Origin of the sequence: Acetobacter ascendens, from assembly GCF_001766235.1 — a bacterium.
Lineage (GTDB): Bacteria > Pseudomonadota > Alphaproteobacteria > Acetobacterales > Acetobacteraceae > Acetobacter > Acetobacter ascendens.
The window spans coordinates 1-26,472 of the sequence record NZ_CP015165.1 but is presented as its reverse complement, the minus strand read 5'-3'; the positions used below and the strand labels follow the sequence as shown (position 1 = coordinate 26,472).

Genomic DNA, 26,472 nt, shown 5'->3' with positions numbered 1-26,472 from the left:
TACATCGGGTTAGATTATGAAAAAGTCTATTTTGTGTAAAAGAAATTTTCGTAAGCTATAAGAAAACCCGATGCAGACAGAGTGTAGCGCAGGCGCGTATGAGTTTCCAGCCTCCTGTGGACGGCGTGTTGTGGCCCGTTTTGACGGGGGTCGCATGAGTTCGGATGGCGGTGTCATCCTGGTAAAGCAGGTCGATGATAGTCTGGGGCTCAGCCGCCGTTTTGCTGCATGTTTTCGCGATGAGCGGCATCCTGCCTTTGTGGAATACCGGGTTGAAGACCTTGTCCGTCAGCGGATCATGGGCCTGGCACTGGGCTATGAAGACCTTAATGACCATGACGCTTTACGTCATGATCCTGTCATGGGTCTGGTATCGGGACGTCTGTCAGGAAGCCGGGCCAACTGTGCGGCACTGGCAGGAAAATCCACGCTGAACCGGCTAGAGCGCAGTGGGCAGCAGGCAGATCGTTACTGCCGCATCATTGCTGATCATGAGGCCCTGGCTACCCTGTTCGTGACGCTTTTCATGGACCAGCATGAGCGCGCACCCGCCCGGATCGTTCTGGATGTGGATGCCACCGATGACCGTATCCATGGCCATCAGGAAGGCCGGGCCTTTCATGGATATTACGGCCATAACTGCTATCTGCCGTTATACATCTTCTGCGGGGACCATCTCCTCAGCGCTACCCTGCGCACGGCAGACAGGGACCCGGGGAAGGAAGCACTGGCAGACATCCGCCGGATCGTGGAGCAGATCAGGAGCCGCTGGCCCCGGGTGCGTATCCTGGTGCGTGGGGACAGCGGTTTCGCCCGGGACAGTCTGATGACATGGTGCGAAGACAACCACGTTGACTTCCTGTTTGGGCTTGCAGGCAACACCCGCCTGTATGACCGGATTGCCTCTTTGTCCGCTGAGGTTCGTGACGAAGCCGCCACGACAGGCAAAGCGGCGCGCGGCTTTGCCTCCTTTGACTGGATCACAAAGGACAGCTGGACGCACCGCAGGCGGGTCGTGGCCAAGGCCGAATGGCGCCACGGCAACCGCTATCATCGCTTTATTGTCACCACGCTACCGCAGGGAATGTCCGACCCCCGCCATCTCTACGAACAGATTTACTGTGCACGCGGGGATATGGAAAACCGCATCAAGGAATGCCAGATGGATCTGTTCTCAGACAGGACCTCGTCCCACACCATCCGGGCCAACCAGCTCCGGCTGTGGTTCTCGGCCGCAGCCTATGTCCTGCTGACCGCTCTGCAAAGACTGGCCCTTGGCCAGACCAGCCTGGAGACGGCGACCTGTGGCACCATACGCGCACGACTGCTCAAAATCGCGACACGTGTAACGCTCAGCGTCCGTCGGATTGTCCTGTCCATGCCGGACATGTTCCCCTGTCAGCATGAATTCGCCCTCGCTCATGCACGATTGCGAAGGCTCCGGCAGGCCATCTGAAGAAACAGACAGTGCACAGACCACATAGCTTCCACCAACACTGCCTTCTCAGGCCGTGACACCCTCACTGCGTTCAGAACCCGCCGCCAGAAGCAGAATATCGTCAATATTCCAGATCGGGCTCCTGTGGGATGACTGAATTCTACAAAATGACCCGAAATTGCCTCAAGTGTGAGAAATCCGCGTCGACGGAATAACGGTCGCCAGTGGCATTGTCCCAATGCGCTAGCTCATTGAAGCGATTGTCAATCATCTGCAGGACGTTGCGTAGGTTTTCCTGACGACTCTCGCCTCTCGCGAGATTGGCGAAATTGGTCGTAAGGCGCGTCCGGTCAGACGGATGATAGGTCTCATCGAAGCGAAGTCGATGAATGCCGAAAGTAGAGTCTGTGATCATTATGGGCCTGCATCCCTTTTACCGCTATACAGTAGAGGTCGGCTAATCGGGCTTCAAAAAAGAGCCCCGATCGCCGGATTTTCCTCTCCGAAGACGGTCTGTCGTCGTAACTTTTGCCGTTAAAAGCAGTGGTCAGATTATGGCCGAGTAACACCGTGAACAAAAATGATTTGATTTCATGAAATCATAAAAATGATTCATGGTAATCTATCAGCAAACATTACGACGCGCCCGTCTGCAGCCAGGACACTTTCAGGTTAAGCTGGCAACGAGAGTCGGCTGGTCATGTCCGCTATCGGGAAACGCCTTAACCACGCGCTATGACTGGCATGAAGGCGTAAGCGGTCATTAAATGGAACCGTATTTTTCTGCTCTTTAGGGGGTCAACGGGGGAAGTATTCCCCCTTGCCAGATGTTGAATGGGTAGCCATTGAGCACTGCTGGCTCCCTTTTAAATCGTCACGTTTGCAAAGGCTGTTTGCGGGTAGCTTATGGTCTCTATGGTTTGACTGAGATTGGCGGTGGTGATGCCAGTCAGATAGGTGGTTGTCCCTTGGCTCTTGTGCGTTGCTTCATGGCCCAGAAGACGGTCAATCCAGACTTCCCGGATATTGGCATCCGCATTTCTGAGCTGGGTCGATACCGTGTGCCGGAAGGAATGGAAGGTGATTTCTGCTGGCAGACCAATGCGGGTCTTGAGCAATGAAAAAGCTCGTCCCAGTGCTGCGCCCCTGACTCCCTGTTTTGAAGTCTCCAGGCCGGGAACGAGGTAAGGGCCGTCGACGCGGAAATCTCACAGAAGGGTTGTACATCGGGTTAGATTATGAAAAAGTCTGTTTTGTACAAAATAATTTTTCATAAGCAATAAACGAACCCGATGCAGACAGAGTGTAGCGCAGGCGCGTATGAGTTTCCAGCCTCCTGTGGACGGCGTGTTGTGGCCCGTTTTGACGGGGGTCGCATGAGTTCGGATGGGGGCGTCATTCTGGTGAAGCAGGCTGATGACATTCTGGGGCTCAGCCGCCGCTTTGCTGCCTGTTTTCGCGATGAACGGCATCCCGGCTTTGTGGAATACCGGGTTGAAGACCTTGTCCGTCAGCGGATCATGGGCCTGGCACTGGGCTATGAAGACCTTAATGACCATGACGCTTTACGTCATGATCCTGTCATGGGTCTGGTATCGGGACGTCTGTCAGGAAGCCGGGCCAACTGTGCGGCACTGGCAGGCAAATCCACGCTGAACCGGTTGGAGCGCAGTGGGCAGCAGGCAGATCGTTACTGCCGCATCATTGCTGATCATGAGGCCCTGGCTACCCTGTTCGTGACGCTTTTCATGGACCAGCATGAGCGCGCACCCGCCCGGATCGTTCTGGATGTGGATGCCACCGATGACCGTATCCATGGCCATCAGGAAGGCCGCGCCTTTCATGGATATTACGGCCATAACTGCTATCTTCCCCTGTATGTCTTCTGCGGGGACCATCTCCTCAGCGCTACCCTGCGCACGGCAGACAGGGACCCGGGGAAGGAAGCACTGGCAGACATCCGCCGGATCGTGGAGCAGATCAGGAGCCGTTGGCCCCGGGTGCGTATCCTGGTGCGTGGGGACAGCGGTTTCGCCCGGGACAGTCTGATGACATGGTGCGAAGACAACCACGTTGACTTCCTGTTCGGGCTTGCAGGCAACACCCGCCTGTATGACCGGATTGCCTCTTTGTCCGCTGAGGTTCGTGACGAAGCCGCCACGACAGGCAGAGCTGCGCGCGGCTTTGCCTCCTTTGACTGGATCACAAAGGACAGCTGGACGCGCCGCAGGCGGGTCGTGGCCAAGGCCGAATGGCGCCATGGCAACCGCTATCATCGCTTTATTGTCACCACGCTACCGCAGGGAATGTCCGACCCCCGCCATCTCTACGAACAGATTTACTGCGCACGCGGGGATATGGAAAACCGCATCAAGGAATGCCAGATGGATCTGTTCTCAGACAGGACCTCGTCCCACACCATCCGGGCCAACCAGCTCCGGCTGTGGTTCTCGGCCGCAGCCTATGTCCTGCTGACCGCTCTGCAAAGACTGGCCCTTGGCCAGACCAGCCTGGAGACGGCGACCTGTGGCACCATACGCGCACGACTGCTCAAAATCGCGACACGTGTAACGCTCAGCGTCCGTCGGATTGTCCTGTCCATGCCGGACATGTTCCCCTGTCAGCATGAATTCGCCCTCGCTCATGCACGATTGCGAAGGCTCCGGCAGGCCATCTGAAGAAACAGACAGTGCACAGACCACATAGCTTCCACCAACACTGCCTTCTCAGGCCGTGACACCCTCACTGCGTTCAGAACCCGCCGCCAGAAGCAGAATATCGTCAATATTCCAGATCGGGCTCCTGTGGGATGACTGAACTCTACAAAATGACCTGAAATTGCCTCAAGTGTGAGAAATCCGCGTCGATGGTATCCTTAAGGGTTAGAATACCGGCTTCAATCAGTTTCGAATGGACTGGCACAATGCGGGTGCCTGCTTCTGTTTTCGGTGCCCAGCCGGTTTCGGTATGGGGGCGGATAAGAAAGCAGGGGATACTATCAACGTTTTGGAGGTCTTCTTTGCGCAAGGCGCAAATCTCGCCCAATCGCATTCCGCTATAAGCAGCAATCAGTGTGATCAGCCTAAAGGTGTGCTCTGGCACCGAAGTGCTGTGCCATGACGCAGAGGCCAAGAGGGCTAATTCGTTAGCTGTCCAGCTTCTCCTGACTGTCTTTTGTCCATTCTTAAAATTCCAGCCAGTCCACGGGTTACGTGTGACCAGTTCCCGCTGGTGTAACTGGTTCCAGAGGGCGGAGAGACGCATCATATGGTTTTTGACGCTTTTCCCACTCAGGGCTGGTAAACCTTCTTCTCTGGCTCTCTGTGCCTCTTCCTCAAGGGTAAGACTGCTTTTGCGTTTACCTAGTGATGCGGGGAGGGAAAACAGGAGGTCACGGAATGCTCCAGCCTTCTCGCCACCGATAATGGACACAGGTGCATCGCCAAAGGCTTGTAGAAAGAGGCCTACTGCTCGCTGGGTTGCTTTCTTGGTATCAGCGCTGGCATGGGGATTATCCAGTACAAAGCGTTTCAGAGCACCAGAAAGCATCAAGGGTTGGGCTTTGGGCGTTTTGGCTGTTTTCTTCACTGTCCGGGGTTTTGGCATCAATGCTGAAACTGGCACGGACCTCGTTTCCTGAGCAGATGAAGGCAGGTTCACGCTCTACAAATCCCGCAGTGAACCCCGCAGTCCTTCAAGCCTGTTTAAGGCGTCTGGTTCAGAGAGGGCCAGATGGGTCTGAGAGAAGAGTTCTGTGGTTCTGGCATGAAGCAGAGACGCGCGTTTGCGGGCTTCATTCTGGTAGCCGGTTTTCAGAGAAACCCAGATTTCCCGCCGGTTTAAGGCTGCTCGCAGGGCAGGGGGAACGATACGGCGGAAGTGGTAGGTGGTGCCTCGGACGCGGAGCATAAAATCTTCCCTCAGTGGGGAAGGACGATGGAGCAAAGACAGCCTTTGCCCCTCATTCAGCCGAAAAATCGTGCTATTTCAGGTGTCTGTGGTGCGAACTGCGGGACTCGAAACTACACAAGTCCACACAACAGCACCTTAAAGCGTTGAAAAACATAAAGATTTTTCAAGCGGTGTAGCGTATGAGTGTAGCAAAATCTGCTACACTTTCAAGTGTCCTGAGGGAGGAAGGGAACAAAGCTCAAAGTCGGATTTTCTTTCACAAATTTTTCAATATGAGATGAGAGAGCAGTATCATGTTTGGCATCTTGGAAAATTGCGTCTAACGCAGTTTGCATGTCATCAAGCATAGTACTGTAATCAAGCTGGCAAACCTCTACCAAGGAACCATTATGGGGGGTTTTACCCATTTTCAGATGGTTTCCTCTATGGGTTAATACTAGTGAAACTTCTCGCCAGTGCCTTTTGTATATGTCTTTATCTTTAACTTTTTTATCTGGGATTAAGCTTAAGGAATGTATTAATCCACATCGCATAACCATATATATTTGTTCGGGGACATCGTTTATTTTTTCAGGGGTATTATAAAACGGCGCTCTATATTTTGGCAATCTTTCATCAAATAGTTTTGATACTTTTTCAAAGGTATTTATTGAATCAACGCAATTAAGTTTTGCTACCAGTTCTACTAAACAACCCATTAAAACGAAATCCCATATGCTACCATTTAGCCTATCGTCTTTCGACTTAATATGTTGAGCAGTTTTTAATTCTAAAATTCTATCATTTAGATAATTTTGATATCGATCAATTAGCATGAGTGAATATCCTAATTTATGATTATTTTAATACATTAGTGATCGACTCATCTAGAAGCAAGCCGAAAAGAGAGGTGGCCCCGTCCGTTCGGACAGTTTTGTGGGCTTGATAAGCTATACCCGGTTGTTGTTATGCCGCCCTTCTGACGGCGTTGCTGTTGGCCATCTGGTCCGGGGTTAACCCCGGACCAGATGGCGTCGGCACGTCATGATACGCCTCATCGGGCGTACGTCCAGCCAGCGCCGTATGCGGACGCCTTTCGTTATAATGGGCGATCCATCTGCCAAGCCCGGCCCGTAGCTCCGATCCGGTTTCGAACGCGTGCAAATAGACGCATTCGTATTTCAGCGACCGCCACAGACGCTCGATGAACACGTTGTCCAGCCAGCGACCGCGCCCATCCATGCTGATGCGAACCTGGCGTCGTTCCAGAACCTCGGTGAACCGGGGCGTCGTGAATTGTGAACCCTGGTCCGTGTTGAAAATCTCCGGGGAGCCGTAGCGCACCAGCGCATCCCGGAGTGCCTCGACGCAGAACTCCGCATCCATTGTGTTCGACAGACGCCAGGACAGGACCTTGCGCGTGAACCAGTCCATGATCGCCACGAGATAGAGAAATCCCCGTTTCATGGGAATATATGTGATATCGGAACACCAGACCTGGTCAGGCCGATTGATGACCAGATCCCGTAGCAGATATGGATATTTCCGATGCTCCGGATGGGGCACGGTCGTGCGCGGCTTCTGGTAGATCGCCCGCAGGCCCATGATCGCCATGAGCCGCCGGACCCGCTTGCGGCCCACTTCATGTCCCTGGCGGCGCAGATGCCATGTCATCTGCCGTGAGCCATAATACGGCGTTTCCAGGAACTGGGCGTCGATCAGCCGCATCAGCTCCAGATTGGCTTCGCTCTGTGGCACAGGCCGATAGTAGACGCCCGACCGGTTGAGTTGCAGCAGCGTGCATTGCCGGATTATCGGCAGGCATGCTCTCTTCGGGTCAATCATCTGCCGCCTCTGATCACGCCCAACCGAGCAGAGGCATCCCGCAAAAAATCCCGTTCCACCAGCAACTGGCCGATCTTGGCGTGCAGTTTCTCTACATCAGCAGGGCTGACCGGGGGCTCAGACACCGTCTTCCCGGAAAAGGTCGCCGCCATCCCCTCGATCGCCTGCCGTTTCCACTGGGCGATCATCGTCTGATGCACCCCATGTTTCGAAGCCAGTTCCGCCAGCGTCAGTTCCCCACGGATCGCCTCCAGGGCAACCCGTGATTTGAACTCCGCCGCATACCGTTTCCGCGTAACCTTGCCCATAAAACCCGTCCTCGTTCAGGCCAGATGATAGCTTATCGCCCTGTCCGAAAAATGGGGACCACCTCTATCAGCTCGTTCGGCATCGCGTTTGATGCCGTTGAGTCTGCGATTGATTTCATCATTCGTTTTTTCGAAGGTCATTGAATGATATATCCCAGGTAGCGTAAGGGAAATAAAATATCCTGAGTCATATGGGGAAGGTGTTAATCCTGCTAATCGTGCGGATGCTTCCAGGCATTCAGAGATAGCCCAGTCTCTTGCTTTATTGTTTTTCTTTTTCCGATTAATGGAATCCTGAACACTAAATCCATCATATTTTATAGACTTATATCGACTGGCCTTATCATCATTAAACTGCTGTTGAACTTCATCATCATCTTTAGAAATGTCTAAAATTTTACGTATGTTGATACGAGCTTTATTGGCTTTGGCTGATAACTTTTGCCCTGTGATTCCGTAGAGTTCTCTAATTTCTTCATGGGAAAAAGATACTAATTCGAACGTATCAACGACGGATTTTTTCAGCCTTGGAAGCATTCTGATGACATTAAGAGCCCATTCACAAGCATCGCAATCATCTGATAAACGGCTGTTTTCTTTGATTTTCTGATATAGCTTATAGCGATAGAATGGATGAAGAGCGTTTAACGTGTCATATGTATCGACACTGTTTTCATGTATGTGTTGCTCTAATTTTTCATAGCTCAAAATACTCCTTACGCCAAAAACTTTTCCAAAACGTCAGGAGTATGTGTTATTATAAAGTCATACACATTCCTGATGTTTATTTTGATTGGTCTTAAAGTAGTATATCATGGATTTGTAGGGGATAGAGAAATCTATCCCTTTTTTTGTTCGTATAAGATTTTTTCAATTAATTCATCTGTACCCTTTATGCTTGCAGTTCTAGCCATTTCTAAATTTTGTTTATTAAGTTTCCGTCCAAAAAGTTCATGACACGAAGATATAATTTCTTCTGTTTTTAGGTAAAGGTTATCGAATTCGTCGATTGAGTGGTTAATTTGGAATTGGTCTAACCTACGTCCGTCCTTTAATTCGATGATTTCTTTTTCGTCACCAATATTTTTGTGTGATAAAAAATTATTTCTTATGTATTTTATATTACCCACAATACGTATGTTGTGATTGTATATAGTTCTTATAATTTTCTTTGATTTATAAAATAATCTCTCATCTGAATTTATATGTGTATCGTATTTTAATTTTGATGCTGCATTATAAAAAGAGCACATATTCATATTATTATATCCTTTACTCTTTTTGTCCCATATACGCATCATGCAAGCCCATGAATCTCTTACGAGGGCTCCTGTGATGATATCAATCGAGAAGTCTGAATGAAGACTTTCGTATTTATGTGTTAGATAATACTTTTCGTGGAAAACTTTATAAGATTCCCATGAGCAGGAAAGTCCCGCATATTCTTCTTCCAGAGAGTACAACGAGTGCTGAAGAAGATATATCTCTTGGTCTTCCAGTGTCATTGTATGAGTTTCCTGACATTCCAAAAATCTGGATATACGACGCTATCAGCGACGGTTTTAAGGTTTTCAACATCGACTTCATCCAGATAAACAGTATTCCCTACAGAGCGATTATTTCCTTCGTGTCCCAGAAAATTATCAATCCAAACCTCACGCAATCCACCTTCACCATGTTCGTGAATGTTCCGCAATTTTGTTGAGACATAATGGCGGAAGGAATGGAAAACAGTAGTGGCAGGGATGCCCAACCTGGATTTATGCGTTGAGAAATTTCTCTGGATTAAGCCTGAGCGTTTTTTATCTTTTCCTGAAAATTTTAATTCTGAAAACACATAACGGCTTTTCATCCGTTTAGCTTTTTCAATGAAATCCAAGAAGCCAGCTTCAATAAGTTTTTGAGCTATAGGAACAACTCTGGCACCAGCTTCGCTCTTCGGGTTCCATGCTGTCCAAGGTTTCCCTTTTTCTGGCTGATGCTCCTGGATGATAATGCAAGGGATACCCTTAATGTCCTGAATATCTTCAATGCGGATGCGACAGATTTCTTCAAGACGCATACCCGTATAAGAGCCAACTCCAACAACGTAGGCATATGTCTCTTTTGATATGGTTGTGGAGATATCGAACGATGCGTTGATAAGTTTTTCAAGATATTCATCTGACCATCTGACACGCTTTACCTTCTGTTTCGTGTCAAAGTTCCAGCCGATAAAAATATTCTTATCTACTAAATCACGGAGAATATAATATCTCCATATAGAAGACATTTTGGAGAAGTGATTCTTAACAGATTTTCCTGATACCCGCTTTAATTTTTTCTTATTGGCTTCCTTAACTAACTGCGGAACAGTCCGTGTATCTTTAGTATTACGACCGTAATTTTCTGGAAGCTGTTCCATCAGTTCCTTAGAGCCCTTTTGGAAATTCACGGATGAGCGTTTCGGCGTAGCATGAGGCTTCCCATGGCGATGTGGATCATGGCCTCTGCGACGTCGATCCGCTGTTCGTAGTCCTTCACAAGGCGACGCCAGCGGATCATCCAACCGAAGGTCCGTTCCACAACCCACCGACGCGGCAGGATTTCAAACCCTTTTGCTGTCTCTGACTGCCGGATGATCTCGACTGTGAAGTCGAGAAAAGTGGCCTTATCCATCAACTGGAGGCGGTCATAGGCTCCATCGGCAAACAGGTGCTTCACCCAAGGCCAGCGTTTACGAATGGCATCAAGGATCATCTGTCCTCCTGCACTGTCCGAAATATCGGCTGTTGTCAGCTGGACCAGGAGAAGGCGGCCATCCGTATCAACTGCGATGTGACGTTTCCGACCGACGATCTTCTTGCCTGCGTCATAACCACGTGTCTTTGCGTGGGGTGCCTTGATACTCTGGCTATCAATGACACCACCCGATGGACTGGTTTCGCGTCCTGTCGCTTCACGATCGAGCATCAGACAGACATCATGAATGGTCTGGAACAGGAAACGGCGCATCAGCCTGCGGAACCACCAGTAAACCGTTTGCCATGGGCCAAAATGAACCGGAAGCATCTCCCAACCGCAGCCTGAGCGCACGAGATAGCGCAGAGCATTGATGATCTCACGGAAATCGGTTGTCCGTTTCCGACCACGCCGGTTCGCAGGGGGCATCAGAGGCGCTATGCGCTCCCATTCCTCATCTGTCAGATCAGACGGATAGCGTTTCGTCTTGCGTGTAATTCCGGCCATGCGGCCTCGTTGTGCTGGCGTCCACATCCTGCCTTTGAATCACGCTCAAAACCTCTTGAAAACCTATCATAGCGAATTTCCAAAAGGGCTCTTAAATCGTCCAGCATCTGCACCCGTATAAAGCCGTATCTCTTTATCTCCGCAACATTCCAAAAATCTTTTAATAGAACTGCGATATGCTCTGAAGTCTGAATCTTTCCATCCTTTGGATGATGCTAGGATAAAGGCTTCAGATGCGTCAGAGAATAATGGAGATTTCTGCGGTTCCTTGGGCTTTGTCCATGATTCAATATTATTAAAATGACCAACGATATCGGTCATTTTCTTCCTGATATCCAAATCAGGGATATCCTTCATCAATCCCTGAATTTTACTAACTCCATCAGTGGCATCTTTTGCAAATTTCTTAAACTCATCATCTTGCTCAATCCGTGCGAATAGGTGTTCGGCATTCATAAGCTGATATTGGGATTTCAGGTTTGATAGCTCAGTCTCATATCTTGCTATCACTTCATCGAACAACGGCTTGAACCGTGCATCAATGATATCTCTTATGATGTCGTTCTCATCTTGAGATAACTCTTTAGACACGATTTTCAATTCCGAAAATAATTTATTTGTCAATATATAAATCGCAGAAGCTCGATTTTTTGCAAGAGCTTTATCGTTCGTATCCAGAGCTATCCATAGCTCACGTTTTCCCAGAAAAGCCCGAATCGGAAGAGGGACTTTTTGGCGATATGAGTATCCTGATGGTCTGCGAATCAGCATTATGAGCCACTGGTGTAGCAACCCGGTGTAGCAAACACTGGGTCTCAGGTTGGGGGAAACCTGAAAAACCCAGTATTTTCAATGCTTTAGTGTGGTGCGAACTGCGGGACTCGAACCTGCATCAACCCGCAGTGACACTTTCTTAACCCATTGAAACAGCAAAAAGAATGCGACGCGCTGTCTTCTGGTTGGTATTTTTGTTCCCTGCGTTGGTTAAACAATCTGGGAACGTGGCGAAATCAATTTAATCCTAATCTATGGCTTTCTGAAAGGGGTTAATGATTGTCACCATATCAAAAATCTTCTGACCATTCTGCATGTCTTCGGACAATAGGGTTTCGATACCGTTTTCTATGGCGCAGGCCAGAATCATGGCGTCGTAAGTCTGGAGTCCATAGCGTTCAATGATGGCCCAGCCCCGACTGTAAACGGTTTCTGTGATGGGGTGGATTGTGACCAGTCCCCGGAAATCCGAGATAAGGGTTTTGATGTCGTCTAGCGGAAGTTTAGTTTTGCGTCTTAGCGTATTGGTTGCTTCGTTGAGTGTCTGCACCGAGATATGGCAGTCCTGATGCAGAAGGATACTGTCAGCAATACCAGCCTTTTCTGTTCCTTCTTCCATCATGGCATAGAGAAGGATGTTCGTATCCAGAAAGAGTGACATCAGTCTTTTGAGCGTTCAAACCGAAAGCCGGAAGGCAGTTTCTTTCCGATTTCTTTCAAGGAACGAAGAGCTTCTTCTTTGGATTTGAGGCGTGTAAAAAGAGCTTCCACATTGTCACCTTCCTGAAGACCCAGTTGTTTGACAATATGCGAGGGAATTCGGACAGCCAGACTGTTACCCCACTTGGACACTTGCATAAGAATCTCCTCCACAACAGATAAACAATTTATATTTATGTATATCAAAAAACAAGAGGATTATAGTTAAATGAGCGCGAACGACAGTGATGGTCTTCCTGTATCTCAGGAAGACGATTTTACAAAAACAAAATGGGTTCGGGTTATGGGGGAATATAGTTGTGAAGGTATCTGGGAGCGGAACGGATGCCCTGCCGATCCTGATGAGTTACCCATTACAGACACGCTCCGTCAGCGCCTCTTGGCATGGGCAGATCGTTACAATGACTATGATTTCCCACCTAATGAAGAGAGTCCACCCTTTGATCTGGAAGCATTTTCAGAGGAAGGGTTAACAATAGCCCGTGCCATTAAGGCCGAATTGCCAGAGTGGACTGTTATCTACTTTGATGAGTTCTTGTGTGATTACAAAGCCAGATTTCAACCGCGCTCCGAATATGAATACGAGGTGGAATGTCCTCCTACATGATGGTCACAGCCGACTGCTATTTCTGTCCAGCCCATACCGGCGCAAACTGCTCCGCCTGACGCAGGATGTGCTGCACCGCTTCCGCCTCCATATCTGGCGGGTATCCATACTGCCGGAGTAGGCGTTTGACTGAAGTCCGCATTTTTGCGCGTGCCTGCGCCATGACGGTCCAGTCCACTGTGGCATTCTCCCGAATGGTCTTCACCAGTGCTGTGGCGATAACCCGTAGGCTGGGGTCGCCCATAGCTTCCTTGGCGCTCTGGTTCTGGGCCAGCGCGTCATAGAACGCGATTTCTTCCTGTGTCAGGCCCAGTTCTTCGCCCCGGTCGCGGGCGGAGGCCATGTCACGTGCCATGCGGATGAGTTCATCCAGAATTTGAGCGGACGTCAGGGCGTTGGCATGGTAGCGGGCGACAGCCTGTTCCAGCCGTTGTGAGAAGGCTTCGGCTTCCGTGATGTTGGAGCGGGTTCGGCTGCGTATCTGGCCTTCCAGCAGTTTTTTGAGCGCTTCAATGGCCAGATTGCGCTGGGGCATTTCCAGCACTTCTTGCAAGAAGGCGTCCGAGAGGATGGAAATATCAGGCTTTCCAATGCCTGCGGCTTCCATGATGTCGATGATGTCAGTGGAAATGACCGCTTTGCTGACCAGTTGCCTGATGGCCAGTTCGCGCTCCTGCGCACTCCGTCCATCGGTGCCATTGCTCACACTCTTGACCAGTGCTGCCCTGACAGCTTCAAAAAACCCGATTTCATCACGTAGCTTTGCGGCCTCATCACTGGCAGAAGCCAACGCAAAAGCTACAGAGAGTGCCTTGACGGCATCCGGGTAGCGTTTCTGGGCGGCCTTACGCTCTTCGTCATTTTTCGCGGATGCCATGGCGCGTTGCTGCTGGCCCAGAATATGGTCAAGCGCTCCCGCCATGATGGACAGCTTGGCCTTGGGTGTCGCGCCGTCCTGCAAGGCGGGGCGGTAGTCAAACCCACCCGCCTGACCGGGATTGAACATGGCCCGCACGACTTCGTAGCGTTCCTGCAAGGCGCGGATGGCCTCACCTTCATCAATGCCGACCTGTTCGCGGTCTCCGGCGGAGTATTCGCCCAAAGCTGCCTTCAGGTTCTGGGCAAGACCGATATAGTCCACCACTAGACCACCGGGTTTACCCTTGAACACGCGGTTGACGCGGGCAATGGCTTGCATCAGCCCATGCCCGCGCATGGGTTTGTCGACATACATGGTGTGCATGGAAGGCACGTCAAAACCCGTCAGCCACATGTCGCGCACAATGACAAGCCGGAGCGGGTCGTTATTGTCCTTCATGCGCTTTGCCAGCAGTTCACGCCGGGCTTTGGATTTCTTGCCAATATGGGGCTGGAACCCGGCAGGGTCGGATGAACTGCCGGTCATCACCACCTTGATGGCTCCTTCATTATCGTCATCACTGTGCCATGCGGGGCGTAAGCGGATGATCTCGTTATAGAGCGCCACACAGATGGCCCGGCTCATGCCCACGATCATGCCCTTGCCTTCAAGGGCAGTCAGGCGGTTTTCAAAATGGGTCACAAGGTCTTCGGCTATCCGGCGCAGGCGGGGTTCCGAGCCGACCAGTGCTTCCACGCGAGAGTATTTCTGGCTGAGCTTGTGTTCCTCGTTTTCAGAAAGCCCTTCGACAATATCGGCCAGTTCATCGTCCAGCTCTTCCTTGAGGTCTTCATCCAGTTCGATACGCACAAGGCGGCTTTCGTAATAGATGGGCACGGTTGCACCATCTTCGACAGCCTGTGCGATGTCGTAAATGTCGATGTAGTCGCCAAAGATGCTGCGAGTGTTCACATCGGCATTTTCAATGGGGGTGCCGGTAAAACCGATAAAGGACGCATTGGGCAGGGCATCGCGCAGGTATTTGGCAAAGCCGTAGGAGACCTTGCCCGTCTGGCGGTCGAATTTGGCTTCCAGCCCATACTGACTGCGGTGCGCTTCGTCCGCCATGACCACCACATTGCGCCGATCGGTCAGCATGGGCAGGCTGGTTTCGCCCTCTTTGGGCTGGAATTTCTGCAAGGTGGTGAAGATCACACCACCCGAGCTGCGCCGAAGCAGTTTTTGTAAATCTTCCCGGCTGTCCGCCTGCTCCGGTGTCTGGCGCAAAAGGGCCTGTGCGCCGGAGAAGGTGGCGAAGAGTTGGTCGTCCAGATCATTGCGGTCTGTCAGGACAATGATGGTAGGATTTTCCATCTCCGGGTGGCGGGCAATCACACCAGCATAGAAAGTCATGAGCAGGCTTTTGCCTGACCCCTGCGTATGCCACACCACGCCAACCTTGCGATCTCCGCCTGGGGCAGAAGCCCGCACGGTCTGCGCCACGGCTTTTCGACAGGCATGGAACTGGTGGTAGCCTGCCAGAATTTTGATGGGGCTGCCGTTTTTCTCGCCAAACAGCACGAAGTCATGGATCAGGTTGAGAAACCAGCGAGGCGTAAACACACCGCGCAGCATGGTTTCCATTTCCTCATGATTCTTTGCAACCAGTTCTTCCCCATCCACAGTGCGCCATGGCATGAAGCGGTCACGGTCGGCGGTCAGTGAGCCAATGCGGGCCTCGGCGCCATCCGAAATCATCAACGCTTCATTGAAACGGAACAGAGAGGGAATAAGGCTGCGATAGGTCTGGAACTGGTTCCAGGCTGAATCCAGCGTAGCGTTCTCGGAACTGGGGCTTTTGAGTTCAATCACCCCAAGCGGCATACCGTTGACGAACAGAACAAGGTCTGGCCTGCGGTTGGCTTCGTCCTTTTCAATGACGAACTGGCGCACGACCAGAAAGTCATTATTCTCCGGGTTCTCAAAATCCAGCAGGCGCACCCGGTCGCCAGACTGGGTGCCATCCTCGCGCACCACATCCACCGGCACGCCATTGACCAGATAGTCATGCAGGCGGCGGTTTTCGTCCACATGGTCGGGTGTGTCTTCGCGGATCAGGGCCAGCAGGGCTTCATCGCGCGAGGCTTGGGGAAGGGGTGGATTTAGCCTGTCTATGGCTGCCCGCAGGCGTTTTTCCAGAATGACGTCCGATAACGATGCACGCTCGGGCTTTTTGCCACCGGGGGCAATATCTGGCCCCCAGATAATGGTGTAGCCACATTCGCGCAGAATATCGCAGGCCCAGTCTTCAATCTCGTTTTCGGACAGAAAGCTCATGCCGCGTTGTCCACCATCTTTTCGGCATCCCGGATGCTGATTTCGCCTGACATGAGCTTGGGAAGGAGGAGGTCTCGAAGTCGGGCGAGATTACGAGCTTCTGCTTCATTGGTAAGTATTTTATTAAAAAATGATTCCACTGCTTTTTGGAAGTGAGAGTTTATATTTTCTGATGAAAAAATGAATGGGATAGAATTCATATTCTTCTGAGATACCTTTGGTTGCACCGCTCCTGTGATATAAGGCTCTATCAATACATACGAGAAATGAAGAAGGAGATGTTCTGTCGAAACACCATTATCGCCTTGAAGGACATGGGCGTGGTTATTAACCCATATTTTTCCATGTACGTACTGAGTTACAGGGTTTCCTGATTTTGTTTGCACTGTTCCGTCTTCGCCGACGAGAAGATATGTCCCATTGAAAATATAATCGTCAATGTAATCGACTATAGAGGCGGCTCCATAATATGGGTATTTGCCTTGTCGTATTCTTCGTTGTGCAGATGAAAGTGGAACGCGGCGGGAATCTAGATTTTTAATATAATCTCCAGTGGGTCGGACTTCCCATCCCTCTGGTTTCCCTTCATCATCCAGCATATCAGGAAAGAGTTCCCACACTTCTGGGGCGAGGTAAGGGGCTTCTCCGGCCATTTTTGCCCGTGTCGGGCCAAAATCGACAAACCAGTCCCGAAACAACGCCCGCGCCATGGCTTCCAGCGTTTCGTTCGTCCGGCGGTTGAGGTCGATTTTGTCGTCAAGATATGAAAGCACATAGTTAATAGCGCACATTTCCTCCCTATTTTTCGGATATTTTATTGGTATATTTCGTAATTCAGTGAGTGATATATATTTCTGCGTACTTCCAGCCAATCTGTTTTCTATGTAATTTTTAGCTAGCTGTGATTTGAGGTAATAGTAGAGATATACTCCCTCTTCTTTTCCTTTGCTTTTGAATAAGCCAATATTTTTTATTGAAAAATCGGGTTTTTCTTTTATTAGGCACACCTCACCAACAGTTCCAATCATGCTGATTAAGACATCCCATTGCTCAACGAGGCTTCGCTTATCGACTTTTTCTGCATCTTCTATAGAAATTCTGTAAGAATTTTCTAAACTTATATGGCTGCCAATAATATTTTTAGAAGTTATGAGTTTTTTTCCATATGCAGTTGGCTTGGGAGAGTCATGGGTTCCATCTCGAACGCTCAAGCAAAAATCTTCAGCACGCTTTTCTGACCAGTGAGATGCTCTCATTGCAATTCTCTTAATTTAATTTTGTAAAAATTTGAATGTGATGGAGGAAGTCATTATCCGCTAGAGCCCAATCCAACACATCCACTTTCCACGGCAGTTCTGACTCTGAGAAAGCGTCTTCCAACCGTGCCCGCGTTTCCAAGGGTAAAGGTTCATCACCCATAATCGCCAGATCAAGGTCAGAAAACGGTTTGGCCTTACCCGTGACACGCGATCCAAAAGCCCGCACTTCACGATCGGGCACAATCTCGTTGAGTATCCGCAGCGCAATGGCCCGTTCTTCGGGTGTGATGTCGATCTGCCCTGTCACGCCGTGCGCTCTTTCAGCGTGGCCAGCAGAAACTCGGCTTCTGCGATAAAATCTGGAATGGTGGCCACAACCTGTTTGGCTGTGGCCTCATTGTAGGTGTGGCTGGTTAGGTTACGCATTTTGCGGAATACGCTCCACTGGGGCCACGCGCTTTTGAGCAGTCCAGCCTCATTGGCGGAGCGGATCATGTCCGGAAAGCCCATGCGGTCATATTCCTCGGGCGAGGCAGAATTGGCTTCCAGAAAGCGCTTCAGGGTCTTGTGGCTGAGTTCATAGGTAAACTCGAAGCGCTGGATCAGGCCGTCCCGTAATTGCTCATCGTCTGGGTGGGCAAGGTGGCGGGTCCAGCCCTCCTTCAGCCGGTTCAAAGCGCGTTCCAGTGGGGTGAGATACAGCATCACGCACTTTCCTTCTGCACGATCAGCTTCAGGGAGGCGGTAATTTTCGCATTCAGGGTTTCTCCCTGCGCAAACTGCTCTTTCAGGGTCTTTTCAAGGGCTGCGAAGCGTTCAGTAAATGGCACACTGTCTTCCTCGGCTTCCTCTGCTCCCACATAGCGGCCGGGGGTCAGCACAAAGCCGTGCTGCTCCACCTCGTCGAGCGTGACGGACTTGCAGAAGCCGGGAACGTCCTCGTAGGGGGCCGCGTCCTGCTCGCCGCGCCAGGCATGGTAGGTGTCGGCGATGCGGGCGACGTCCTCGTCCGTCAGTTCGCGGCGGGTGCGATCGACCATCGTGCCGAGCTTGCGGGCGTCGATAAACAGCATTTCCCCGCGACGGTCCCGCCAGCCCTTCGGGTTTTTGGTGCGGGTGAGGAACCACAGGCAGGCCGGAATCTGGGTGGAATAGAAAAGCTGGCCGGGGAGGGCCACCATGCAGTCCACGACATCGGCTTCCACCATGCGGCGGCGGATATCGCCTTCGCTGTTCTGGTTGGAGGACATGGAGCCATTGGCCAGCACCACGCCAGCGGTGCCATCTGGGGCCAGATGCCACAGAATATGTTGGAGCCACGCATAGTTGGCATTGCCCGCAGGCGGCTTGCCATATTGCCAGCGCGGGTCTTCCTCCAAGGAAGCATTCCACCAGTCCGACACGTTAAAGGGCGGGTTGGCCAGAATATAGTCAAAGCGCAGGTCTTTCAGCTCGTCACGCAGAAAGCTGCCTTCATTGTTCCAGCGAATGTCCGCGCCAATACCCCGCACCGCAAGGTTCATGCGGGCCAGACGCCATGTAGTGTGGTTGCTCTCCTGCCCGTAAATGGCAATATCACCCAGCTTACCGCCATGGGTTTCCACAAAGCGTTCGGACTGCACGAACATGCCACCAGACCCACAGCAGGGGTCATATACCCGGCCCTTATAGGGTTCGAGCATGGAAACCAGCGTGCGCACCACGCTGGAAGGCGTGTAGAACTCACCCCCACGCTTCCCTTCGGCTCCGGCAAAACCACCGAGGAAGTATTCATACACCCGGCCCAGCACGTCCCGCGCCTTATCGTCCGTATCGCCCATGCCGATATCGGAGATCAGGTCGATCAGCTCACCCAGCATGACGGTATCAAGGGCCGGGCGTCCGTAATCCTTTGGTAGCACGCCCTTGAGCTGTTCCGGGTTGGCTTTCTCGATGGCCAGCATGGCCTCATCAATCATCTTGCCGATATTGGGCGAGCGGGCATTGTCCTTGAGATGAGACCACCGAGCCGTCTCCGGCACCCAGAAGATATTCTCGGCCAGATATTCGTCAGGATCTTCCGCTGCTGCCGGGTCTTCCAGCATCAGTTCAGCATGCCGGGCTTCAAATGCAGTGGAGATGTAGCGCAGGAAGATCAGGCCAAGGGCCACATGCTTGTAATCTGAGGGTTCAAGGTTCTTGCGCAGCTTGTCAGCCGCCAGAAACATCTGCTGCTCAAAGCCCAGTGTTGCGGTCGCGGCCTTGGCCTTGCTCACCTTGGTGGTTTTCTTGGGAGCAGGGGCAGCATCAGGGTTTTTACGTGGACGACCGCGTGGCATGAACACAAAGCCTTAATATGACAACAAAATAGAGCTGCATTTTGGCCTATTCTAGGCGTCTGGTCGAGTAGGAAGGGCGGGATTGTGGGTTTCCGTTACAAGGTAACCGTCAAAGTCCACGTACTGATCGTATTGGTATCAAGCTTATCGGCGAACATGGAACAGATCCTGCAAATGCTCTCAAATCCTATTGCTCGTGAAATCAACTTGCGGAGAAAAGCTGAACTCCATTGATACGATAAATGACACAGATAAGCGGTCTCGTAATGGTGCAATATTCAACGGTGAGCTTCTATTTGATTTACTCTATAAGGCCATTAACTTCAAACTCCATCTTTTTTCGAAAATCCGCCCCCCTTCCCCCCACCTACTTGCGATAATTCCACTTATCGCAAGTAGGCGGGCGCACGGAAAAGAAAGGTTTTTTCGGAAACCAGAAGATAATGATAATCCGCCGCTGACTGCCGTTTTTGTCGCCGAAAAAACCATTTAATCGCGATAAAAATGCAGAAGTTAATGATAAAAATCCATTGATTGACGATAAATTAGACATGAGACGCTACACACCAAACGGTGCACTTATGAGGCATCGTCCCCATGATCTTACTTTCGGATGTAGCCACATCACATAAGTCTCTGGCGTGAGTGGTTCACACGCAATCTGACATTCTGAAGGATCCCAGAAAACCCGGTCCTCAAAAAACTGATGATCAGACAATACTACTGAAACCAGCATGATGATGCCGACTGCCAGCGGAACTGGCAGCATGGCTGGCGTATAATGGAAAGCGGCTTTCCAGTCTGACTGCTTCAGCATCCAATAGAGCGGCGGTTGAGGCCTCGGGAGATAATCGACGCGGAAATCTCACGGAAGGGTTGTACATCGGGTTAGATTATGAAAAAGTCTATTTTGTGTAAAAGAAATTTTCGTAAGCTATAAGAAAACCCGATGCAGACAGAGTGTAGCGCAGGCGCGTATGAATTTCCAGCCTCCTATGGACGGCGTGTTGTAGCCCGTTTTGACGGGGGTCGCATGAGTTCGGATGGGGGCGTCATTCTGGTAAAGCAGGTCGATGATAGTCTGGGGTTCAGCCGCCGCTTTGCTGCATGTTTTCGCGATGAGCGGCATCCTGCCTTTGTGGAATACCGGGTTGAAGACCTTGTCCGTCAGCGGATCATGGGCCTGGCACTGGGCTATGAAGACCTTAATGACCATGACGCTTTACGTCATGATCCTGTCATGGGTCTGGTATCGGGACGTCTGTCAGGAAGCCGGGCCAACTGTGCGGCACTGGCAGGCAAATCCACGCTGAACCGGTTGGAGCGCAGTGGGCAGCAGGCAGATCGTTACTGCCGCATCATTGCTGATCATGAGGCCCTGGCTACCCTGTTCGTGACGCTTTTCATGGACCAGCATGAGCGCGCACCCGCCCGGATCGTTCTGGATGTGGATGCCACCGATGACCGTATCCATGGCCATCAGGAAGGCCGCGCCTTTCATGGATATTACGGCCATAACTGCTATCTTCCCCTGTATGTCTTCTGCGGGGACCATCTCCTCAGCGCTACCCTGCGCACGGCAGACAGGGACCCGGGGAAGGAAGCACTGGCAGACATCCGCCGGATCGTGGAGCAGATCAGGAGCCGTTGGCCCCGGGTGCGTATCCTGGTGCGTGGGGACAGCGGTTTCGCCCGGGACAGTCTGATGACATGGTGCGAAGACAACCACGTTGACTTCCTGTTCGGGCTTGCAGGCAACACCCGCCTGTATGACCGGATTGCCTCTTTGTCCGCTGAGGTTCGTGACGAAGCCGCCACGACAGGCAGAGCTGCGCGCGGTTTCGCCTCCTTTGACTGGATCACAAAGGACAGCTGGACGCGCCGCAGGCGGGTCGTGGCCAAGGCCGAATGGCGCCACGGCAACCGCTATCATCGCTTTATTGTCACCACGCTACCGCAGGGAATGTCCGACCCCCGCCATCTCTACGAACAGATTTACTGCGCACGCGGGGATATGGAAAACCGCATCAAGGAATGCCAGATGGATCTGTTCTCAGACAGGACCTCGTCCCACACCATCCGGGCCAACCAGCTCCGGCTGTGGTTCTCGGCCGCTGCCTATGTCCTGCTGACCGCTCTGCAAAGACTGGCCCTTGGCCAGACCAGCCTGGAGACGGCGACCTGTGGCACCATACGCGCACGACTGCTCAAAATCGCGACACGTGTAACGCTCAGCGTCCGTCGGATTGTCCTGTCCATGCCGGACATGTTCCCCTGTCAGCATGAATTCGCCCTCGCTCATGCACGATTGCGAAGGCTCCGGCAGGCCATCTGAAGAAACAGACAGCGCACAGACCACATAGCTTCCACCAACACTGCCTTCTCAGGCCGTGACACCCTCACTGCGTTCAGAACCCGCCGCCAGAAGCAGAATATCGTCAATATTCCAGATCGGGCTCCTGTGGGATGACTGAATTCTACAAAATAACCCAAAATTTCCTCAAGTGTGAGAAATTCGCGTCAACCACCATACGTTGCGTGTTCCTGTCACGATCGGCGTTCTGGTCTTCTCATTGCTGACCTCGCTTCTGGTCATGATCCTGAACCCTCTGATCCCGGCCTATGACCTTCAGGCTCTCCCACGGTCTGTACTCGGCGCGATCAATCTGCCTGCGGCACTTCTGAACGGTGCCCTGTCGCTGCTGCTTTTTGCGGGAGCCATGCAGGTGGATGCCGGGCATCTGCGAGCAAAGCTGATGTCTGTGACCGCTCTCTCCATTCTGGGAACCGTTCTGGCCGTGGCGTTTCTGGCGGTCGCGGCGTGGTGTGTTTTCCCGCTGCTGGGCCACGCCGTTCCCTTTACATGGTGCATCGTACTTGGCGCCATTCTCGCTCCGACAGACCCGGTTTCGGTCGTGGGAATGCTGAAACGTCTGGGACTGCCAGGACCGCTACAGGCCGTCTTTGCGGGCGAGAGCCTGTTCAATGACGGCGTGGGCGTCGTCATTTTCGGTGTGACGATCGGGCTGGCGACTGGAGACAGTCAAGGGGTGGGCGCTTCTGAGATTGCCATGAGCTTCTGCCGCGAAGCGCTCGGTGGTGGTCTTCTTGGAGCGATAACCGGGTGGATTGCTCTTCGTGTGCTCAAGGGACAGCGTGACCCGCATATTGATCTGCTGACCTCGCTGGCTCTGGCGACCGGAACCTTCAGCATCGCCAATCAGTTGGGGATGTCCGGTGCGATTGCTGTCGTCGTGGCCGGTCTCTGCTTCGGAACCAGCTACAGCCATTCCATTTTCGATGAAGTATCGCGCAAGGAACTCGACATTGCATGGACGCTGATTGACGAAGTGCTGAACGTCCTGCTGTTCATGCTCATCGGCTTTGAAATACTGGAGATCACGCCGCATCTGTTCACGGTTCTGGCGACGCTTGCCGTGATCCCGCTGTCCATTGCCGTGCGGGCATTGAGTGTGCTGTTCTCCACCCTGCCGGTTCATCTCCGGCAGTGGGAGCGGGGCCGTGTCCTCGGCATCCTGACATGGGGCGGCCTGCGTGGCGGCATCTCGGTTTCTCTGGCGCTTGGCCTACCACCCGGAGACCTGCGCGACCTGCTACTGCCTGTTTGCTATGGTGTCGTGGTGTTCACCATCATCGTGCAGGGTCTGACCATGGAGCGGGTCGCCCGCAGGCTCTATCCGTCAATCGCTTCCCGGTCGCAATAATGCCCTCCTCCCTTCTCCCGGTCTCGATTTCCGCCCGGCGGGTTCTCATTCTCGGGCTTGTCGCAGGCTATGTGGATGCCCTGAGTTTCGTCGATCTGAGCGGTGTCTTTGCCGGCGCGATGACCGGCAATACCACGCATATGGGTGCCTCGTTTATCAGTGGGAACTGGCAGCACAGCCTGCTTCTGATGGGTGTGCTGGGCGTATTTTTTTCTTGCCGCTATTCTGGCCAGCCTGATGCGGCTGTTATGGTCGCCAGCTTGCGGGGTCATGGTCATGACGATCTTCATGGTTCTGGCGCAGGCGGTTCAGGGATCGTCCCTGCGTTACTGGGGAGAATTTCTCGTGCTTCCGGCGCTTCTGGCCGTGCAGGGCGAAACGATCGCGAAATTCTCCGGCACGCCCATGCCCACGATCGTCGTGACAACAAACCTGGAGGGATCGAAGAACCCTTGATTGATGTGCTTGGCCGGTAATTTCTGGGTTTTGGCGATTTGATTGACGGTTTTTGCGATGGCGTCCAGTCTGCGTTTTGAGCGGATTGGGAGTTGCCTCTCGCTGGATGGCTATGCGCTCGCGTTCAATCTTTCGAGGAAGAGGAGGCGGCGCATATTGTAGACGATATTGGCGAGCCCGATCCTCATGGTGGCTCGACTGATACCGACAGTCCGGACAAACAGCCCCGTCTGTGACTTCTGATCGGCAAAGACATGCTCGACACGCGAGCGGATGACCGACTTTCCAGCATTTGATTTCTGGATATGCCGGGGCATAGGCTTGAGATGCGGCTTTTTGCGATGAACCTTGGAGACAAAGCCCTGCTTTTCCATGAAGTCTTCGTTGGCTTTTGAGCGATAGGCCGTGTCGGCCCAGACACTTGAGGCCGTATTGGTTTTATCCAGAAGCCCCTCTCTCAATCGCGCGCCATCACTGGCAGCGGCATGCGTTGTTTTCCATTTGCGGATGAACCGGTATTTCCGATCGATGGAAACATGCGATTTATAGCCAAAGAACGGGATGGCGAGATCGCTGGATGGCATGGTTCCATCATCCTGCCGCTTCGCCTTCGTGAACTTCAGTGTCCAGCGCGCATGACGATCCTTATGCGACCTCTTTGCGGGTTTGTCCTGCCAGTCTTCAGGAATACGGCCTGCTCGCAGATCCGCTTTCTCTGCATTGGTGTTCCGCTGCTTCGGAGCCGCTACCAGCGTGGCATCCAGGATCTGGCCTGACATCGGCAAATACCCGGCGTTACGCAGGGTCGCATCAAAGCGGATGAACAGCCCATCGATCGCACCCGCCTGGGTCAGACGCTTTTGATACAGCCAGACCGTTTTGGCATCCGGCACCCGATCTGAAAGTCCCAGCCCAAGGAAACGCATAAAGGAGAGGCGATCGTTGATCAGATATTACGTCCGCTCATCAGACAAATTGTTGAGCGTCTGGATCACCAGGATCTTGAACATCAGCACAGGATCAAATGGCGGTCGTCCGCCCTTGCTTCCATCGGAATACGCCAGGGCCTTGTCCAGATCAGGACGGAACGCTTCAAAATCCACAGTCCGGGAAAACGCTTCGAGCTGATCGCCAAGCCCACTCAGCCGGGCAAGGCGCTCTTCAACATCAAAGAAACCAGGCTGCTTCATATCGCCATTCCCTCAATCAACGCAGAAGAAATAGAATCATACAGAAGACCTCAAAACCAGGGGGTTTTTAGAACCCTCCAGGTGTTGTTGTTCCTGACAAAACATTCGTGCCTGTCATCGCAAACAAAATTGCGAATTAAACAAAAAACACCCGGCGCTTTTTTGTGCCGGGTGCCCTGACTGTAATTAAGTAATCCTATTAAGCTGTAAAAATTTTTCTTATTTTTTATATGCCATAAATTTTTGAAAAACTTCAGAAACGGTAGTCGAAATAATAACACCTATACATATTACGCTAATAGTTTTTATATCTGAATGAAATCCGCCCAAGCTCAGCAATAATGTTGTTGCTGCTGCGGGAGGATGATTTGCTTTACAAAGGCCCTGCCCCAAGACTGTCAGGGATATCGCCAGGACACTCGCAGCCATACGGTTCCAAGTAATGTGGTCAATACTCATAGCAGCGGGGGCTGCCAAAGCGTCAAATATCCACAAAGAGAACACCGCAGCAATGATCCCGATTGCATGCCCTGCCAGTGTGTTCCAAACTCTTGAAGCGTCCTGTTGTGGCGTAACAATATGAATAAAAATAGTTGGCCCCAAGCTACGGCGTGTCGTCAGTTAAGCAGGATGATGATTGAGGCGAACTGCACGGCTGCGAGGAAGGTCGATTTCAGTTTATCGTAGCGGGTTGCGATAGCGCGAAACTGCTTGAGTTTATTGAAGAACCTCTCAACAAGGTTCCGTTCGCGGTAGAGAGAAAAATCGGTTTTCCGTCGTGTCGTTCTGTTGCGTTTTGGCGGGATGACCGGGGTAATCCCGCGCTGTATCAGCCGATCGATCAACCTGTCCGCGTCATACGCCTTGTCAGCAAGGAAAGCATCCGGTTCGATGTTTTCCAGAAGTGGTTCTGCCTGGGTGATATCGGCATCCTGTCCCGGTGTGATGCCGAGTTCCACTGGATTGCCCAGAGCGTCGCAGATGGCATGGATCTTTGTAGTTAGCCCGCCTCGTGATCGTCCGATGGCCTGATCCGTGCCCCTTTTTTGAGAGCTCCGGCACTATGCTGATGCGCTCGGACAATTGTGCTGTCGATCATCATGTATTCGTTGTCGTAATCAGCGGCCAGATAACGAAATATCCGTTCGATGACGCCGCTTTCACACCAGCGGCGCAGACGCCGGTGCACGTTTTTCCAGTCACCGAAACGGGCAGGAAGGTCGCGCCATGGAATACCCGCGCGATAGCGATACAGCACCGCCTCCACGAACAGACGGTTGTTCACCGCAGTGCCGCCGACATAGCCTTCTCGACCAGGAAGAAGATCCTTTATCCGCTCCCACTGGTCATCGCGTAAACTATAGCGCCGCATCTGTCTGTCTCCCCAAAAAAACGGGAAAACAGTCAGCACACGCAGACACAAAGTACAACCCTCACGTGCCACTCTCAGGGCTTAACTGACGACACGCCGTAGGAAAAAGCAATGGGTAATGCGTAAAATATGCTAATGCCCCTGA

The 26,472-nt window shown here is 51.9% G+C and carries 22 protein-coding genes and 5 pseudogenes; 7 read left to right on the top strand and 20 right to left on the bottom strand.

What is annotated here, in order from left to right; translation table 11 throughout:
* Window positions 1–70: 70 nt before the first annotated feature.
* Window positions 71–1,456 (top strand): IS1380 family transposase, encoded by a 1,386-nt coding sequence (locus A4S02_RS14065; protein WP_070324309.1) that lies wholly within the window; start codon window positions 71–73, stop codon window positions 1,454–1,456.
* A 178-nt stretch (window positions 1,457–1,634) separates the two neighbouring features.
* On the opposite strand, the pseudogene A4S02_RS14060 reads toward A4S02_RS14065, so the two are convergent.
* Together A4S02_RS14060 and A4S02_RS15435 are read right to left on the bottom strand one after the other, a co-directional pair.
* Window positions 1,635–1,853: pseudogene (locus tag A4S02_RS14060) on the bottom strand (putative oxygenase MesX); the annotation flags it as partial.
* A 451-nt stretch (window positions 1,854–2,304) separates the two neighbouring features.
* Window positions 2,305–2,634: pseudogene (locus A4S02_RS15435) on the bottom strand (tyrosine-type recombinase/integrase); the annotation flags it as partial.
* A gap of 96 nt (window positions 2,635–2,730) precedes the next feature.
* Here A4S02_RS15435 and A4S02_RS14050 point away from each other — a divergent pair.
* Complete coding sequence (locus tag A4S02_RS14050; RefSeq protein WP_070323251.1) at window positions 2,731–4,116, top strand: IS1380 family transposase; 1,386 nt, start codon at window positions 2,731–2,733, stop codon at window positions 4,114–4,116.
* 175 nt (window positions 4,117–4,291) lie between these two features.
* Here the strand turns inward: A4S02_RS14050 and A4S02_RS14045 are convergent.
* The 10 genes and pseudogenes from A4S02_RS14045 to A4S02_RS13995 all read right to left on the bottom strand — a co-directional run.
* A pseudogene (locus A4S02_RS14045) lies at window positions 4,292–5,347 on the bottom strand (DUF6538 domain-containing protein); the annotation flags it as partial.
* A 209-nt stretch (window positions 5,348–5,556) separates the two neighbouring features.
* A complete protein-coding gene (locus A4S02_RS14040) occupies window positions 5,557–6,165 on the bottom strand; it encodes a hypothetical protein (RefSeq protein WP_070324306.1) in 609 nt (202 codons plus the stop codon).
* A gap of 130 nt (window positions 6,166–6,295) precedes the next feature.
* Window positions 6,296–7,482, bottom strand: a protein-coding gene (locus A4S02_RS14035; RefSeq protein ID WP_099046905.1) for an IS3 family transposase whose coding sequence is annotated in 2 segments (ribosomal slippage) — window positions 6,296–7,212 and window positions 7,212–7,482 — 1,188 coding nt in all. Because the reading frame shifts where the segments join, the coding sequence is not laid out codon by codon here.
* A 15-nt stretch (window positions 7,483–7,497) separates the two neighbouring features.
* A complete protein-coding gene (locus tag A4S02_RS14025) occupies window positions 7,498–8,190 on the bottom strand; it encodes a hypothetical protein (RefSeq protein ID WP_070324303.1) in 693 nt (230 codons plus the stop codon).
* A 131-nt stretch (window positions 8,191–8,321) separates the two neighbouring features.
* Entirely contained in the window at window positions 8,322–8,987 is a 666-nt protein-coding gene (locus A4S02_RS14020; protein WP_070324302.1) for a hypothetical protein, read from the bottom strand.
* Window positions 8,984–9,886: a tyrosine-type recombinase/integrase gene (locus A4S02_RS14015; RefSeq protein ID WP_070324301.1), complete on the bottom strand. Its 903-nt coding sequence runs from the start codon at window positions 9,884–9,886 to the stop codon at window positions 8,984–8,986. Before A4S02_RS14015 ends, A4S02_RS14020 begins: the two co-directional genes overlap by 4 nt.
* Window positions 9,887–9,912: 26 nt before the next feature.
* The gene (locus tag A4S02_RS14010; protein WP_082246882.1) at window positions 9,913–10,737 is read right to left on the bottom strand and encodes an IS5-like element IS12528 family transposase; all 825 of its coding nucleotides are present in this window, start codon (window positions 10,735–10,737) and stop codon (window positions 9,913–9,915) included.
* Window positions 10,738–10,776: 39 nt separating this feature from the next.
* The gene (locus tag A4S02_RS14005) at window positions 10,777–11,481 is read right to left on the bottom strand and encodes a DUF6538 domain-containing protein (RefSeq protein WP_070324299.1); all 705 of its coding nucleotides are present in this window, start codon (window positions 11,479–11,481) and stop codon (window positions 10,777–10,779) included.
* Window positions 11,482–11,731: 250 nt separating this feature from the next.
* Window positions 11,732–12,145 (bottom strand): PIN domain-containing protein, encoded by a 414-nt coding sequence (locus tag A4S02_RS14000; protein ID WP_070324298.1) that lies wholly within the window; start codon window positions 12,143–12,145, stop codon window positions 11,732–11,734.
* Complete coding sequence (locus tag A4S02_RS13995) at window positions 12,145–12,342, bottom strand: AbrB/MazE/SpoVT family DNA-binding domain-containing protein (RefSeq protein ID WP_070324297.1); 198 nt, start codon at window positions 12,340–12,342, stop codon at window positions 12,145–12,147. The genes A4S02_RS14000 and A4S02_RS13995 overlap by 1 nt, the downstream gene beginning before the upstream one ends.
* 70 nt (window positions 12,343–12,412) lie before the next feature.
* Between A4S02_RS13995 and A4S02_RS13990 the strand changes: the two genes are divergently transcribed.
* Window positions 12,413–12,811, top strand: a complete 399-nt coding sequence (locus tag A4S02_RS13990) for a hypothetical protein (RefSeq protein ID WP_070324296.1) — start codon at window positions 12,413–12,415, stop codon at window positions 12,809–12,811.
* Between the two features lie 16 nt (window positions 12,812–12,827).
* Here the strand turns inward: A4S02_RS13990 and A4S02_RS13985 are convergent, their stop codons facing one another.
* The 5 genes from A4S02_RS13985 to A4S02_RS13965 are packed head-to-tail and all read right to left on the bottom strand — an operon-like array spanning window position 12,828 to window position 19,584.
* Window positions 12,828–16,007, bottom strand: coding sequence for a type I restriction endonuclease subunit R (locus A4S02_RS13985; protein WP_070324295.1), 3,180 nt, complete (start codon window positions 16,005–16,007; stop codon window positions 12,828–12,830).
* Window positions 16,004–17,263 (bottom strand): restriction endonuclease subunit S, encoded by a 1,260-nt coding sequence (locus A4S02_RS13980; protein WP_082246881.1) that lies wholly within the window; start codon window positions 17,261–17,263, stop codon window positions 16,004–16,006. The genes A4S02_RS13985 and A4S02_RS13980 overlap by 4 nt, the downstream gene beginning before the upstream one ends.
* Window positions 17,264–17,273: 10 nt before the next feature.
* A complete protein-coding gene (locus A4S02_RS13975; RefSeq protein ID WP_070324294.1) occupies window positions 17,274–17,573 on the bottom strand; it encodes a nucleotidyltransferase family protein in 300 nt (99 codons plus the stop codon).
* Complete coding sequence (locus A4S02_RS13970; protein ID WP_070324293.1) at window positions 17,570–17,971, bottom strand: nucleotidyltransferase substrate binding protein; 402 nt, start codon at window positions 17,969–17,971, stop codon at window positions 17,570–17,572. Before A4S02_RS13970 ends, A4S02_RS13975 begins: the two co-directional genes overlap by 4 nt.
* Window positions 17,971–19,584 carry a class I SAM-dependent DNA methyltransferase gene (locus A4S02_RS13965; RefSeq protein ID WP_070324292.1) on the bottom strand — a complete coding sequence of 538 codons (1,614 nt, stop codon included), beginning with the start codon at window positions 19,582–19,584 and terminating at the stop codon, window positions 17,971–17,973. Before A4S02_RS13965 ends, A4S02_RS13970 begins: the two co-directional genes overlap by 1 nt.
* 949 nt (window positions 19,585–20,533) lie before the next feature.
* Between A4S02_RS13965 and A4S02_RS13955 the strand changes: the two genes are divergently transcribed.
* The 4 genes and pseudogenes from A4S02_RS13955 to A4S02_RS16210 all read left to right on the top strand — a co-directional run bounded on the left by A4S02_RS13955 (window position 20,534) and on the right by A4S02_RS16210 (window position 23,765).
* Entirely contained in the window at window positions 20,534–21,919 is a 1,386-nt protein-coding gene (locus A4S02_RS13955; protein ID WP_070324290.1) for an IS1380 family transposase, read from the top strand.
* A gap of 178 nt (window positions 21,920–22,097) precedes the next feature.
* Window positions 22,098–23,309, top strand: a complete 1,212-nt coding sequence (locus tag A4S02_RS13950) for a cation:proton antiporter (protein ID WP_070324289.1) — start codon at window positions 22,098–22,100, stop codon at window positions 23,307–23,309.
* Window positions 23,309–23,461: pseudogene (locus A4S02_RS16215) on the top strand (DUF1275 family protein); the annotation flags it as partial. The gene A4S02_RS13950 and the pseudogene A4S02_RS16215, both read left to right, overlap by 1 nt.
* Before the next feature lie 124 nt (window positions 23,462–23,585).
* Window positions 23,586–23,765 (top strand): hypothetical protein, encoded by a 180-nt coding sequence (locus A4S02_RS16210; protein ID WP_228142523.1) that lies wholly within the window; start codon window positions 23,586–23,588, stop codon window positions 23,763–23,765.
* Window positions 23,766–23,875: 110 nt separating this feature from the next.
* Here the strand turns inward: A4S02_RS16210 and A4S02_RS13940 are convergent.
* The 3 genes and pseudogenes from A4S02_RS13940 to A4S02_RS15415 all read right to left on the bottom strand — a co-directional run bounded on the left by A4S02_RS13940 (window position 23,876) and on the right by A4S02_RS15415 (window position 26,327).
* A pseudogene (locus A4S02_RS13940) lies at window positions 23,876–24,955 on the bottom strand (IS5 family transposase).
* Between the two features lie 219 nt (window positions 24,956–25,174).
* Entirely contained in the window at window positions 25,175–25,558 is a 384-nt protein-coding gene (locus A4S02_RS15420; RefSeq protein ID WP_157885563.1) for an HPP family protein, read from the bottom strand.
* 14 nt (window positions 25,559–25,572) lie between these two features.
* A protein-coding gene (locus tag A4S02_RS15415) for an IS5 family transposase (protein WP_087651418.1) occupies window positions 25,573–26,327 on the bottom strand; the annotation gives its coding sequence in 2 pieces (ribosomal slippage) (window positions 25,573–25,988 and window positions 25,988–26,327; 756 coding nt in all).
* Between the last annotated feature and the right edge of the window lie 145 nt (window positions 26,328–26,472).